General features: G+C 54.2%; 13 protein-coding genes and 1 pseudogene. 6 read left to right on the forward strand and 8 right to left on the reverse strand.

The genetic code is table 11. The features are described from left to right. Positions 1-409: 409 nt before the first annotated feature. Positions 410-1,222, reverse strand: coding sequence for a chaperonin (locus NR177_RS06730; protein ID WP_256852505.1), 813 nt, complete (start codon positions 1,220-1,222; stop codon positions 410-412). Positions 1,223-1,458: 236 nt separating this feature from the next. Between NR177_RS06730 and NR177_RS06735 the strand changes: the two are divergent. Both NR177_RS06735 and NR177_RS06740 read left to right on the forward strand, forming a co-directional pair. Beyond that, positions 1,459-1,683: pseudogene (locus NR177_RS06735) on the forward strand (phosphatase); the annotation flags it as partial. A 27-nt stretch (positions 1,684-1,710) separates the two neighbouring features. After that, positions 1,711-2,280 (forward strand): molecular chaperone, encoded by a 570-nt coding sequence (locus NR177_RS06740; protein ID WP_063879157.1) that lies wholly within the window; start codon positions 1,711-1,713, stop codon positions 2,278-2,280. Between the two features lies 1 nt (position 2,281). On the opposite strand, the gene NR177_RS06745 is transcribed toward NR177_RS06740, so the two are convergent. Both NR177_RS06745 and NR177_RS06750 read right to left on the reverse strand, forming a co-directional pair. Then, positions 2,282-3,643: a CoA transferase gene (locus NR177_RS06745; protein WP_256852506.1), complete on the reverse strand. Its 1,362-nt coding sequence runs from the start codon at positions 3,641-3,643 to the stop codon at positions 2,282-2,284. A gap of 48 nt (positions 3,644-3,691) precedes the next feature. Then, positions 3,692-4,576 carry a DMT family transporter gene (locus NR177_RS06750; RefSeq protein ID WP_063879159.1) on the reverse strand — a complete coding sequence of 295 codons (885 nt, stop codon included), beginning with the start codon at positions 4,574-4,576 and terminating at the stop codon, positions 3,692-3,694. 189 nt (positions 4,577-4,765) lie between these two features. Here NR177_RS06750 and NR177_RS06755 point away from each other — a divergent pair, with 189 nt between their 5' ends. Next, entirely contained in the window at positions 4,766-5,488 is a 723-nt protein-coding gene (locus tag NR177_RS06755; RefSeq protein WP_145394714.1) for a glutamine amidotransferase, read from the forward strand. On the opposite strand, the gene NR177_RS06760 is transcribed toward NR177_RS06755, so the two are convergent. After that, positions 5,476-6,039 carry a class I SAM-dependent methyltransferase gene (locus NR177_RS06760; protein WP_256852507.1) on the reverse strand — a complete coding sequence of 188 codons (564 nt, stop codon included), beginning with the start codon at positions 6,037-6,039 and terminating at the stop codon, positions 5,476-5,478. The two genes, NR177_RS06755 and NR177_RS06760, sit on opposite strands and share 13 nt — an antisense overlap. A gap of 235 nt (positions 6,040-6,274) precedes the next feature. Between NR177_RS06760 and NR177_RS06765 the strand changes: the two genes are divergently transcribed. From NR177_RS06765 to NR177_RS06775, 3 genes are all read left to right on the forward strand, one after another. Then, complete coding sequence (locus tag NR177_RS06765) at positions 6,275-7,795, forward strand: aldehyde dehydrogenase family protein (protein WP_256852508.1); 1,521 nt, start codon at positions 6,275-6,277, stop codon at positions 7,793-7,795. A gap of 175 nt (positions 7,796-7,970) precedes the next feature. Further along, positions 7,971-8,165 carry a hypothetical protein gene (locus tag NR177_RS06770; protein ID WP_256852509.1) on the forward strand — a complete coding sequence of 65 codons (195 nt, stop codon included), beginning with the start codon at positions 7,971-7,973 and terminating at the stop codon, positions 8,163-8,165. Between the two features lie 540 nt (positions 8,166-8,705). Beyond that, a complete protein-coding gene (locus tag NR177_RS06775) occupies positions 8,706-9,914 on the forward strand; it encodes an oxalate decarboxylase family bicupin (RefSeq protein WP_063879164.1) in 1,209 nt (402 codons plus the stop codon). A gap of 93 nt (positions 9,915-10,007) precedes the next feature. On the opposite strand, the gene NR177_RS06780 is transcribed toward NR177_RS06775, so the two are convergent. From NR177_RS06780 to NR177_RS06795, 4 genes are all read right to left on the reverse strand, one after another. Beyond that, a complete protein-coding gene (locus tag NR177_RS06780) occupies positions 10,008-10,361 on the reverse strand; it encodes a nuclear transport factor 2 family protein (protein WP_256852510.1) in 354 nt (117 codons plus the stop codon). 26 nt (positions 10,362-10,387) lie between these two features. Beyond that, the gene (locus tag NR177_RS06785) at positions 10,388-10,711 is read right to left on the reverse strand and encodes an ASCH domain-containing protein (RefSeq protein WP_256852511.1); all 324 of its coding nucleotides are present in this window, start codon (positions 10,709-10,711) and stop codon (positions 10,388-10,390) included. Positions 10,712-10,784: 73 nt separating this feature from the next. After that, entirely contained in the window at positions 10,785-11,741 is a 957-nt protein-coding gene (locus NR177_RS06790) for an alpha/beta hydrolase (protein WP_256852512.1), read from the reverse strand. A 126-nt stretch (positions 11,742-11,867) separates the two neighbouring features. Then, positions 11,868-13,340: a glycoside hydrolase family 1 protein gene (locus NR177_RS06795; RefSeq protein WP_172897681.1), complete on the reverse strand. Its 1,473-nt coding sequence runs from the start codon at positions 13,338-13,340 to the stop codon at positions 11,868-11,870. Between the last annotated feature and the right edge of the window lies 1 nt (position 13,341).

The following is a 13,341-nucleotide window of genomic DNA, read 5'->3' on the forward strand; positions in this document are numbered from 1 at the left end:
GACATTGATAAGTACTTATGTTAATGCGGCTTGGTACTTTAACCTTGGGGAATAAGGGAAATAAACAATCAGTAAAAATTTAACATCTTCTGTACTTGTAAAGAGTGATAATGAATCAATAAGGTTAAAATTGGCAACAACGCTAAAAAAGAAACTGATAATGGTGGTCGTCCTTATTGTTTCAGTATGTATTGTGATGAAATTTGCCAGTCATTAAAAATTGCCAGAAACCTACATTGGGTATCAAAAATTATAATGAAAAAGAATCGGATTTTATTGGTTTATTATATGATGGAGAAAACCCCCTGGCAAAAATACTTGTAAAGTAGTGCGCTATATATGGAAGAATAAATTAAATTCTATATGTCTAGAAAGTAACTGCAGGGCGGCAAAAAATACAGCACAAGCTCTAGTCCTTAATAGCTGGATAACTTACACACGTATAGCCTGAGTTAAAAATTATCATTGAGTTACCTTTTAATGGTACAAATGGGAATGAAACATAATCAGCATTTCTCATTGATACATTAAAGTGTAAATTTCTATCTTTAAGCGCAAGTTTAACTGCTTGGGTAGGAAATGTACCTTCACCCTTAAAAGTAACTAAAAAAGATATTGGAAAAAAGTGTATAGCACTACATATGCAATTATGGCCATTATTGTGAAATAGTACATGACGTGCAGTGATCTGTGCTCTATTAGGGTAGAACCAGTAATAGATGTCATGAGTATCTTCGAACGAGTTCGTTTCTCCAAGAACAAATCTCCTGAGAGGTGTAAAGAAAGGTGTATCAACCAAAGGTTTTTTACACTCGTCGACAGATGATGAGGCGATCAAATGTCCAAGCATTGCTCTTGAAAACTCGACTGAATTAAATGGTACTTTTATATAGTCAGAGAGAGCATTTGCATGTAGCATATATAGCTTCAATTTATCTGTGAAATTTCCTGTAACATCAGAAATAAATTGGTCTCTAGAGCCTAAAGCATAATTATTGCAATGCTTACATATCGTTTTAAAGACAGTGCCAGAAACCGCGTCAATTGCTCTTACAGGTTCAGTATCCCACCATTCTGTTATGGTCTTTTGAAGCATGGGAGTCAATGTGATGGCACTTTTAGGAGGGACATGATCTTTGCTAAGTTTGCCGAATTTACCGCAAATTAAGCAGTGGCCTTGTTCAATCCTTACATGTTTTATTCTTTCGCTGATTTTTGTCATGTTTTCCTTATTGATTACTATTGAAATTTATCTACAAAATCAATCCTAATCCCATGTTGGTTAACCATAAAACTGCATCATTAAAGATGATATTAGTAGAGAGAACTACCTATAGATTGAGATTCTATAAATCTTCTACTAAATAATACTTAATAATCAAGGAGGATTGTGTGTTTATAAGAAAATAATTTAAAAAGTACGATGTTCACAGTTTCAACTTCTTCTACGTAACCAATAACTGTCGGGCGATTGCGGAAGCAGTCGGCAAAGCGGGCGGACGGCTGGCCTTTGGCTCGGATTCCCACACGGCCTTCACCCTCGGCAACTTCGAGCACTGCCTGCGCATCGCCAGAGAAGTGGATTTTCCCGAGGATCGCGTGTTAAATGTCACGCCGCGCCGCCTGCTGGACTTTCTGGCAATGCGTACCGGCAAACCTATCGCCGAGCTGGCGGACTTTTAATTTCTCTCCCTCAAGGAATGTTGATGCATGAATGAGTTTTCCATTCTGTGCCGTATTATCGGTTCGCTGTTTAACCGCCATCCGCAGGATGCGCTGCTGGCCCCGCTGTTTACGCTGATTCGTGAAGGTAAACTGGCGGCGCAGTGGCCGCTGGAGCAGGATGAGCTGTTGACGCGCTTACAGCAAAACAGCGATCCGCAGGCGCTGGCGGCAGACTACGATGCCCTGTTTGTGGGCAGCGACTGCAAGGTGTCGCCGTTTGCGTCTGACTGGCCGGAAGGAAAGCCGGAGTCCGACATCCGCGCGTTTTTGACCGCGCGCGGCATGCCGCTGGGTGATGCACCGGCCGACCACTTTGGTGGCCTGTTGCTGGCGGCGTCATGGCTGGAAGATCAGTCGGCAGCGGATGAAAACGCGGCTCAGCTGGCGCTGTTTGACGAGTACCTGATGCCATGGTGCGGTGCGTTTCTCGGCAAAGTTGAAGCCCATGCCACCACGGCGTTTTATCGTACCCTGGCGCTACTGAGCCGTGAGGCGATTCAGGCCATGTACGATGAGCTGGTGGAGAGCGCCAGCGAGCAGGGCGACGACGCCTGATTCACCATTGCGCCGGATGCGTACCCGGCGGGCTTCCTGGCGTGGCGCACTGTAATGTGGTGCCGGGCAGCCAGGCGGCGGATCGCAACCTGATACCAATGCCCCACGGCGTCAGCTCTAAACAGGGCTGATTGTCCCTGCGCTGCGGCGTAATGCCGGTCTGCTGCGCGTTCGCGCCGTAGCGGTGCTGCTCAAGTAGCCAGGCGGTGCGCGCCAGCGACAGGCGCATCTGACTGCCGTTGCCGTGCTGGAGTCGCTGACGCAGTCCCGCCAGCACTGCGGCGGCCATCAGGTAGCCGGTGGCATGATCCAGCGCCTGTACCGGAAGCGGTAGCGGCGCATCATGCTGTTTCCATCGCATTCCCTGTTCGGCAATGCCACAACCCATCTGCACCAGACTGTCGAAACCGCGCCGGTTACGCCACGGTCCCTGCCAGCCCCAGGCGTTTAAACTGACGTCGACCAGGCCGGGGCAGAGCGCTTGTCGCGATTCCGCATCTAATCCCAGCTTTTCCAGTGCGTCGGCGCGGTAGCCGTGCACAATCACATCCGCTTGTTTCAGCAACCAGACAAACTGCGCCCGGTCGGCAGGCTGTTTTAAATCCAGCACGGCCCGACGTTTGCCGCAGGCCAGCTCCTCGTCCACTCCGGGCTCTTGCCAGCCGGGCGGATCGATCCGTAAGACGTTTGCGCCCAGGCTGGCAAGAAACCGCGTCGCCACCGGACCGGCAATAATGCGCGTCAGATCCAGGACGTTAATGCCGAGTAACGGGCGCGCCTCGGGTAATGCCCACGCGACGGCGGGACCGTCGGCCAGGGTTTGTCGGGCGAACAGCGATTCATGTATGACGGCCATCCCCTGCGGATGCTGCTGCCATGCGTCGGCGCTGCGCATTTCCGCCGCGCAGCCGCCAGCCTCAATCACCGCCTGTTCCAGTTCGGCGGCCTGCCAGTGAGCCACTTCACGCGCCAGCGCCGTCCGATCCGGGTGACGGCCAAGGACACTTTCCATTGCCAGGCGATGATGGGGAGCATTGGTATGCAGGCGAATCCAGCCGTTTTGACAGGCATAATCGCCCGCAAAAGGGTCCCACAGTGCGGGCGCACTGCGATTAAGCGGCATAAAACTGTGCTGAAACCAGCGGGATGCCAGCCGGACGTTAACCTGTGCGCGGGCAGGGCGGTTAAGCAGATCGGCCACGCCCTGCATGGCTAAGCCCAGGCTGGTCGCCGCCAGTTCACTGACGGCATAAGCGGAAGAAAAAGTGGCGGGATCGGTCAATAACGGCAGCGGCTGCGGCGCATGATTGCCATGCAATCCTTGCCACATCTGCTGCCACAGCGAGCTGGTCAACGTATTCATGCAACAGGCTCCAGAGTTAACACCTTCTCTGAAGCATAGCAGCCTGAACTAACGGCGTCGCAGGCGCGGGAACCGGGCGTGCATTCGCAGATTGCGCAGGTTAATCACCGCAATGGTGGTTCCCAGGATGACCAGCGAGGCACCAATGATTTTGAAGCTGTTCAGGCTGTCACCCAACACCACGATGCCCATTAATACCGCGAGAACCGGCGTTAGCAGCGAGTAAGGCATGATCAGGTTAACGTTGTATTTCTTCAGCAACGCATACCATAAGGTGTACGCCACAACCGAGGAGGCGATAGCACTATAGAGAATGGCAAACCAGCCGCGCCAGCCCGCATGTTGCAGCGCATAGAGCTGATTGGACTCCAGCATAAAGCTGGCGGCACCAACAATCGGCAGGGCAAGGAAGGCGATCCACCCTGTCAGCGTCAGGGGCTTAATTGGCGGCGATTTTTTCACAATCAGGTTGCTGATGGCCCAGCCGGTGGCGCTGCACAGCAGTATACACAGCACCCACCAGGCAGGAATGGTCGGGCTACCGGACAGCACCACCACGCCACTGAGCGAGATCATAATGCCGATCAGCTGAATCAGCCGCAGCTTCTCTTTCAGCACCACCATCGCTAACAGCATGGCAATCGGCGTACCCAACTGCACCACAATGGCACCCGTTCCGGCATCGGTATAACGCATGCCGACAAACAGCAGTGAGAAATGCATAAAACCAAACGTGAAGGCCAGCAGCACTAACCAGGGGAGCTGCTGACGGTTAATACGGCAAAACGGGACGAGCACAATCGCCACCACCGCAAAACGCATCCACGTGAGAAACAATGGCGGTAACTCAACTAATCCCCATTTTACTGCCACGTTATTAAAGGCCCAGATGCAAACCACCATCAGAACCATAAAGAAATGCCGCACTGCCACAATGTCATCCTTTAAAAATAAACCCGATACCTGCTAATCATGGCACGAACCTGCGCCGTTCTGGCAATGATTAACATTTTTTATTTAGTTAAGCAGAAAATAACGCCAAAAAAATTCATAAGACTTTTACAATCGTTACTGTCAGACTGATCTTCCGAAACGCCAACCCTTTTGAGGATTCGATTCGGTATGATTTCCACGCCTGTATTGCCCCTTGCCCTTATCCAGTTAGATGTTCCTCCCGCCAACGTGGTCGAGAAAATCGGTGAACAACCGGTATGGTTTATCGAGGCGCTGAATTTACAACCCGACGATTACCTTATTGTCCGTCCCCATCTGGGCGAAACGCTGCCACAGTTTACTGAAATCTCGGGTGCGGTGTTGAGCGGTTCGTGGGCGATGGTGACCGATCATGCGGACTGGAGTGAACGCACGGCGGCCTGGATTCGGGCGGCAATGGAGGCGCGTTTACCGCTGCTCGGCGTCTGCTACGGACACCAGCTTATGGCTTATGCATTAGGGGGGAAGGTGGACGATAACCCCAATGACTGGGAGCGCGGGCTGATTAGGTTAACCACGACGACGCAGGCCCGCCACGATCCTCTTCTGGCCACCTTGCCAGATACCTTTGAGGCCTGGCTTTCACATCGTCAGTCGGTGATTACGCCGCCAGCTCACGCCAAAGTACTGGCAGTATCGGAAAAGGATGGCTGCCAGATATTGCGCTATTCATCCTGTGCGCTGTCGGTGCAGTTTCATCCGGAGTTTGACCGCCGCATTATGGACGCGTGCCTGCCGGAAGCCTGTGAGCGCGACGGGGAAGAACTGCAGGGGGCGGACTGGGCGCGCAGCGTCTTATACCATTTCTGGTTGCAAACGCGCCCGGCGGTTAACAGCGCTCAGGGCGCATAGTGGCGGGTACAGCGATAAACCCAGGCTGGCGGGACGTTTTTTAATACCCGTCGGCGTTCCCAGGTAAAGTAACGTGACAGATCGGGCTGGGTCAGTGAGGTGTACTGGAACTGCACAAAGACGCCGTTGGGTCCCAGGGCGTGATAAACCGCCTGCAGAATGGCATCGCGCAGTTCCGGCGACAACGACAACAGCGGCAGGCCAGAAAAGATGGCGTCATAACTGCCGTTGAGGTACTCCGCTGAACAGGTCCTCACCGTCATTCGCTCGTCATCCAGCGCGCTCAGCTTTTGCGCCAGCGTGCTGCTGATTTCAAACACATCCAAGGTCGCGTTCGGGTCCATCTGAGCCAGCAGGCGACGCGTTAGCACACCGTCTCCCGCACCCAGCTCGGCAATCCGCAACTGACTGTTCCATTCCACCGATTCAACCATGGTGCGGCACAGCGCATCAGAGGAAGGAGTAATGCTGCCCATTTTGCGCGGATTACGGATGAACTGGTGGACGAAATCTGCTTTAGCGCGCATTAAGGTGAAAGCCGAAGCTAACATGCTTACTTACCTCCAGAGTGAACATATCCCCATATTGACCCCATCGTGCTCAAAAGTTTCCAGTTAACTGGCGAAGCGGCAAAAAGTCGGAATTATCTGTAGTGCGCCCATCGCGGATTTTCCTTCGTCGCGGTCACAGTTTAGGGATAACAAACCTGTCAGGCTGACGCTGATCTAATATGTTAACAATAGGTTTCAAAGTTGTTTCACATCCTACTGCGTAAGGAGATTCAACATGCGTTATGCCGCGCCAGGAGAACCCGGTTCTCTCATCACGTTGCAAAAGCACTATGGCAATTTCATCAACGGTGAGTTCGTTGCGCCGGTCAATGGCAACTACTTCAGCAATACCTCGCCGGTTAATGGCTCTGACGTAGGCGCCTTTCCCCGCTCAGACAAGGCCGATGTCGATAACGCGGTCGCCGCCGCGGCGGCGGCGGCGGACGCATGGGGGAAAACCTCGCCTCAACAGCGCGCGCTGGTGCTGCTCAGGATTGCCGACCGGCTGGAAGAGAAGCTGGAATATATGGCGGTGAATGAAACCTGGGACAACGGTAAACCGGTGCGGGAAACCCTGGCCGCTGATATGCCGCTGGCGGTGGATCACTTCCGCTATTTTGCCGGTTGCGTCAGAGCGCAGGAGGGCAGCGCTGCAGAGATCGACGAATTTACCGCCGCCTATCACTTCCATGAGCCACTGGGCGTGGTAGCGCAAATCATCCCGTGGAACTTTCCGCTGCTGATGGCGGCGTGGAAGCTGGCACCGGCACTGGGGGCAGGCAACTGCGTAGTGCTTAAGCCCGCAGAGCAGACGCCGCTGTCGATCACCCTGTTTGTTGACCTGATCAAAGATCTGCTTCCTCCGGGCGTGCTTAACGTGGTTCACGGTTATGGTAAAGAAGCCGGTGAGGCGCTGGCCTCACATCCGGGCATTGCCAAAGTGGCCTTTACCGGATCGACGGCCACGGGCGGCCATATCCTGGAACTGGCCGCGAAAAGCTTAATTCCGTCTACCGTTGAGCTGGGCGGTAAATCGCCAAACATCTTCTTCGAAGACATTATGCAGGCCGAAGAGAGCTTTATTGAGAAAGCGGCGGAAGGCGTTGTGCTCGGCTTCCTCAATCAGGGCGAAGTCTGTACCTGTCCATCACGGGCGCTGGTGCAGGAGTCGATTTACGAACCCTTTATGGCGGCGGTGCTCAAACGTATCAAAACCATCAAGCGCGGCGATCCCATGGATACGGAGACGATGGTGGGCGCGCAGGCTTCTCAGCAGCAGTTCGATAAAATCCTCTCTTATCTGGAAATCGCCCGTCAGGAAGGTGCCGAGGTGCTGATCGGCGGGGGCGTTGAGAAGCTCGATGACTCGCTTGCCAGCGGTTACTACATCCAGCCCACGCTGCTGAAAGGTAACAACAGCATGCGGGTGTTCCAGGAAGAGATCTTTGGTCCGGTGGTGGGCATTACCACCTTTAAGGACGAAGCGGAGGCCATCGCCATTGCTAACGACTCCATCTATGGCCTGGGCGCGGGAGTCTGGACACGTGATATCAACCGGGCCTATCGCGTCGGACGGGCGATTAAAGCCGGTCGCGTCTGGACCAACTGCTATCACCTTTATCCCGCTCATGCCGCCTTTGGAGGCTATAAAAAATCAGGCATTGGGCGCGAGACACACAAGATGATGCTCGATCACTATCAGCAGACCAAAAACCTGTTGGTGAGCTACAGCATTCAGCCGCTGGGCTTCTTCTGACCGGGTGCGGCGTGCCTGGCGCACGCCGCTGTTTTCGCCTGTTGGCTGTCATATAAGCGTAATCTGCTTGTGACATGGTGCTCAGCAGCTATTATCGATCCCTGGCAATGATCATATCGTGCCTGTGTTTGCTGTATGACCTGCTTCACTATGGATAACGGAACAGAGACGATTTATGCAAAATCCTTATGAATATTTGAGCCTGATGGATGATGTGCTTGATGGACCTGAAGACAGCATCATTATTGTGAATTTGCCAGAGCGCCACCGCGGTTACCCGATTTGTCCGCAGCAGGCTGAAGGTGCAGCATTCTCAGCCCGCGCGCCGCAGTCCGCAGCCTCATCGCCGCGTCAGGATATCCTGTTCTGACAGCCTGTCCCTGTCGTCTGGCTGGCGCAGATACGGCCTGGCCGGACGCACAGCGCCTCTGCGTAGCCCAGCAATCCCGCCGTATGATTCCCGGCTTTCACCTCTTCCCGGTCATGCATTAGCCCGCACCCCGGCGATGTTGACGCCTGCCTGAATATCCCCCAATCATTCCCGTGCGCGGTTGTCAGACTGACCGGGTTAATACTTTCCTGCGGCACTGCGCCATGCCAGCAATCAACCCGCAAGCGCGGCGAAAACGGAGCGGGCCTGTAACGAAGTATGATCGGCGTCGATATTGACATTACGCGCGAAAATTACCCTTTTGTGCCAGTTGCGGGCTGATATCGATAAGAAAAGTTAACCTTTCATCAACCAGCTGAAAAGAGTTAGCACCGGTTGATAATTTCTGCGCCAGATCGGGCGTGCGGATGTCATCAAAATTTACATATACCATTAATAAAATTTAACTTATCCCGCTATAGATTACTTATGGCAGCGCATGTCGGCGATTTTATCAGCAAGGAATGAGGTATTTAATTAATGAGTAAATTAACCCGAAGAAGTTTTATGGCGTTTGCCGCAGGCGGGACGGTGGCGCTGGCGGCTGGACAGGTTCATGCGCATGACAGCATTCAGTCCTTTCCGACCGGTGGTCGCGATCCCGGGCCGCACGATCCCATCCGCGAAGCAGAAAATCCGGACATCGTTAATCCACCTTCGACCGACAGCGGGACGTTACCGAACCTGCGTTTTTCATTCAGTGATGCGCACGTGCGCAAAAGCAGCGGCGGATGGACGCGCCAGGTCACCAAACGTGAATTAGCCATTTCGACCACCATTGCCGGTGTGGACATGCGCCTGAATGCCGGTGGCATCCGCGAATTACACTGGCATAAAGAGGGCGAATGGGCCTACATGACCTACGGCAACGCCCGCGTCACCGCGTTTGATACTGATGGCAGTTGGTTTATCGATGATATTGGCCCGGGAGACTTATGGTATTTCCCGCCGGGCATCCCGCATTCAATTCAGGGCATCGGGCCTGATGGATGCGAGTTTCTGCTGGCCTTCGACGATGGCGGATTTGATGAGGACAGCACGTTTCTGTTATCCGACTGGTTCAAACATATCCCGCCGGACATTCTGGCGAAAAACTTCAACGTCCCGGTATCCACCTTCGACCACCTGCCTTCGCCAGCGGATGAATATATTTTTGCCGCGAAGGTGCCCGGCAGCCTGGAGTCAGTGGCGGTGAAAGGCGCAACCAAAGCCAAACGCACCTTTACCCACCACATGCTGGCACAGGAACCCATAAAGGCACCAGGCGGCACGGTCAGAATCACCGACTCCTCAACCTTTAAGGTGTCCAAAACTATCGCGGCAGCCCTGGTTGAAATCGCCCCCGGCGGATTACGCGAGTTGCACTGGCACCCGAATAACGATGAATGGCAATACTACCTGGAAGGGGAAGGACGCATGGGCGTTTTTGCCTCATCGGGTCAGGCAAGAACATTTGATTATCGGGCAGGGGATGTCGGCTATGTGCCCTTCGCCATGGGGCACTATGTTGAAAACACCGGCAAGGGGCCGCTGCGTTTCCTGGAGTTATTCAAAAGTGACTATTACGCCGATATCTCACTCAATCAGTGGCTGGCCGGTACGCCGCGTGAGCTGGTAAAAGCGCATCTCCAGTTAGATGACGCATTTATGGATGCGCTGTCGCTGCAGAAAAATCCTGTGGTGAAATAACGCGCATGGCCGCCTGTCGGCCATGATTGCCACAGGTTGTGGGTCTGTTTTACGGCTGCGTGGACAGCCCACGCTTTTTTCCCAAACCCCAAACTATGACCCGGCGGCTGCCGTGCTGCCCTGATGAAAAATCATCTGCCAGCCATGCGTTGCGGATAACACCCAGTGGGACGAACGTAATGCGGCACGGCTGCCGTCCGGCTGTGAGGTGCGGTAAAGCAAAATGGTATGCTGGGTTCCGACCTCCATCAGTTGAAAGTCGCTGCTGATAATGGCCTGTGCGTTCTCTTCATTCATGAGCGCCGCGATGATTTGCTCACGGTTCAGCAGCGTGCCTGAAAGGGTGATCTCTTTAAATTCAGGATGCAGTGTCTGTTCAAGCCACGCTAAATCGTGGCGCTTTTCATGATGCAGGCTGCATTCCAGCTGTTTAAGCACATCTAGCATGACGTTCTCCGGTGAAAACAGCGTCGTCAGGTTTCATCCTCAAGCGGCGCTGAGTGATGGATAACCTCAACCTCTGACCCGAGCTGAATCGCCGGATAATGCGCCTGCATTCCTGCTAACAGCACCGCATCGGTCCACTCATCGTCTTTACCCAGATACTGCGCCACGGAGGACAGCGGCAGAGTGACCACGCATTCAACGTTGACGATGACGACGGATTCCGGGTCTTCGCTGCTGATATAGCGCAGCGGTCCTGGGGTGATTTTGGCTTCCTGCCAGCGTATCGTATGGCGTTTTTTCCCCGCCCGCAGTGCTTTCATCAGGCGGGGCACGATGTGCAGCGTTTGCATTGATGACTCCGGGTAAGTTAACGGCTGTCGTAAATCCGGGCAGGCCAATCGCCCAACCGGGCTGATTCTGGCGTCATGGGCAGGGATTAAAGCGCGACAGCCAGCGCTGGCGCAGTTCCCTGGCCTGTCGCGACACTGCCGCCGTGTCACTGGCATGAAAGCCATGAAAGGCACCGGGCCAGACGTGCAGCTCCACGGCGACACCGGCACGGATCAGCCGTTGTGCGTAGTCGAGGTTCTCATCCAGAAACAGGTCCAGCGTTCCTACACCTATCCAGACGGGCGGAAGCCCGGCGAGGTTGCTGGCGCGTGCCGGTGCGGCATAAGGCGAGATCGTTTCGCTGCCGGGTTCCTCGCCCAGCAGTGCGGTCCAGCCAATACGATTATATTCGCGCGTCCAGGCAAACTCGCCGGTCACGGGATTGGGATGCGTTTCCGTCACCGTGCGGTCATCCAGCATCGGGAACATCAGATTCTGGAAGGCCAGTTTTGGGCCATCGCGATCCCTTGCCAGCAGCGCCAGCGAGGCGGCCAGTCCGGCACCGGCGCTGTCGCCCATTAAACCAATGTGTGCCGGATCGATGCCCAGCATGTCAGCCTGACGCACCATCCAGTTCAGCACCACATAGCAGTCCTCCAGCGAACCGGGAAAAACCGTTTCCGGTGACAGGCGATAGTCCACTGAGACCACGACGCAGTTGTGGCGCAGTGCCGTTACGCTGGTCAGTGAAAGGGATTGCTCCGGGCTGCCAAACAGATGACCGCCGCCATGAATATGCAAAATGCCCATTCGCCTTGGGGTCGCGCTGACCGGGGTAATCACACAGACCCTGACGGGCGGATGGTCAGGGGAATCGATGCTGTGTTCTTCAATGTACAGTCCGCCGTCACGGTAGGCCTGAACCTGTTTTACGGCGGCGTCCTGGCGTTCGCGGCGCAGCGCCACAATGGTTTCCGGGGTAAGCTCAAGCGGCGCGCTGTTTGCCAGGGCGGGCAGCAGTTCGGGATCGACCAGATGCAGGGTGTTCAAATCAACCTTCTCCTTGGGGTTCAGATGGCAGTCAGTCTGTCTGCCGTACCAGCATGGCAGAGGCTGAAATAACATGACCTGCCGACAGCGCCTGCCTGCAGGTCATGATCATGGCGACAAACCGGATCAGCAGCCGGTGTCTTCACCGTTAGAGGCAATCAACTTTTTATACCAGTGATAGCTCTTTTTCAATGAACGCGTCTGGGTGCCGTTGCCCATATCATCCTGATCCACGTAAATAAAACCATAGCGTTTGGACATCTGCCCGGTGCCGGCACTGACGACGTCGATCGGCCCCCACCAGGTGTAGCCAAACAGTGCAACACCGTCGGCAATCGCTTCTTTCATCTGCGCCACATGCTGACGCAGGTAGTCGATACGGTAATCATCATCAATGCTGCCATCGGCCTTAACGGTATCCACCGCACCCAGACCGTTTTCGGCGATAAAGAGCGGCTTTTGATAGCGGTCATAAAGCTGATTCAGGGCCAGCCGCAGGCCTTTGGGATCGATTTGCCAACCCCATTCACTGGTCGCCAGATGCGGGTTACGAATCCCGCCGGTAATCAGGTTGCCCTGCGCGCCGGTCAGTTTTTCCGGCTGGGCGCTGACGGTGCTGGACATGTAATAGCTGAAGGAAACAAAGTCCACCGGATGTTGCCGCAGGATCTCATCGTCGCCCACGGCCTTAATGAGCTGTACGCCTTTCTCCGCCAGCATTCTGTCGGCATAAGCCGGATAATAACCGCGCGCCTGCACATCGCTAAAAAATAACGACACGCGCTGCATCTCTTCACAGGCCTGTACGTCATCCGGATGGCAGGTATGCGGATAGAGGATCTGATAGCTGATCATACAACCCACCTGAGAACCGGGGATAATCGCGTGGCACGCTTTGGTGGCCAGCGCGCTGGCGACAAACTGATGGTGCGCGCCCTGATATTTATCTTGCTCCAGGTGAGGATGACCTTCTTCAATCACGCCCACGCTCACATACGGATGGTGCTTCACGCAGTTGATCTCGTTAAAGGTCATCCAGTACTTCACTTTTTTGCGATAGCGGGTGAATACCGTAGTGGCAAAGCGGACGTAAAAGTCCACCAGTTGACGGTTCGGCCAGCCACCATAGTCTGTCACCAGCGCCAGCGGCATCTCGTAATGCGACAGCGAGACAATGGGTTCAATACCCTGTGCGAGCAGGGCATCCAGTACCTCATCATAAAACTGCAGGCCCGCCTCGTTGGGTTCCGCCTCATCGCCGCGCGGAAAGATGCGCGTCCAGGCAATCGACATGCGGAAGCATTTAAATCCCATACCGGCGAACAGCGCGATATCCTCTTTGAAATGGGTGTAAAAGCCGTTGCCTTTGCGCTTGGGATAATACTTTTTACTGTCTGGGTTCTGGGCTTCTGCGACCTGAGCATGCGTCATGCTGAGCCACTGATCCAGCCATTGTGATTGCGGGGTAGCCGTGTCAAAAGTATACACATCGGAAACCGATAATCCTTTGCCACCGACATCCCAGGCACCTTCAAGCTGATTCGCGGCGGTTGCTCCGCCCCACAAAAATCCCTCAGGAAAGGCTGTTGGATACGTCATA

This window comes from Pantoea sp. Fr+CA_20, assembly GCF_024520835.1.
Taxonomy (GTDB): Bacteria; Pseudomonadota; Gammaproteobacteria; order Enterobacterales; family Enterobacteriaceae; genus Pantoea; species Pantoea allii.